The organism is Streptomyces sp. CoH27, from assembly GCF_020181035.1.
Lineage (GTDB): Bacteria > Actinomycetota > Actinomycetes > Streptomycetales > Streptomycetaceae > Streptomyces > Streptomyces camelliae.
The window spans coordinates 253,992-254,553 of sequence record NZ_JAIQYY010000011.1 but is presented as its reverse complement, the minus strand read 5'-3'; the positions used below and the strand labels follow the sequence as shown (position 1 = coordinate 254,553).

Sequence of the window (562 nt, the reverse complement as noted above, 5' to 3'; positions counted from 1 at the left end):
CCGTGACGGCGCGGCCGTCCGTGACGGCGCGGCCGTCCGTGACGGCGCGGCCGTCCGTGACGGCGCGGCCGTCCGGGCTGACGCAGCTGGTAGGGGCGAGGCGCCCGCGCGGGGTGCCGAGTCCGGGCGTGGCGTCGTGGCCGGGCGCGGTGCTGTGGCCGGTCGGGGTGCCGGGGCCGGGCGTCGTGGGGTTTCCGGGCGTGCGGCAGGGAGTGGCCGGGGTGCCGGTGCCCGGCGTGGCGCGTCTGCCGGCCGTGGTGCCGTTGCTGCACGGAGGCCGGTCCCCGGGGCCGGGTTCGGGGGGCGCACCGGCTCGGGCCCGGGGTTCGGCTCCCTGCCGCAGCGCGGTCGTGGCGCCGGGCGTACCGTCCCGCCCCGGGTACGGACCGCCCGGCGGCCGTGGCGTCGGAGCCGGGGCTACCGGTTGCTGCGTACGGTCGCCGTGGCCGTGGTCCTGCTGATCGGCGGTGCCCGGTGTGCGGGCGGCGGCGGTGGACCTGCCGTCGACCAGGCCGCTCCCGGCGCCGGTGGCATCGGTGCGGATGCCCGGGGTGGCCAACTC

1 pseudogene is annotated in these 562 nt (G+C 81.0%); it reads right to left on the bottom strand.

The features are described from left to right. A pseudogene (locus LE548_RS20520) lies at positions 1–562 on the bottom strand (hypothetical protein); the annotation flags it as partial.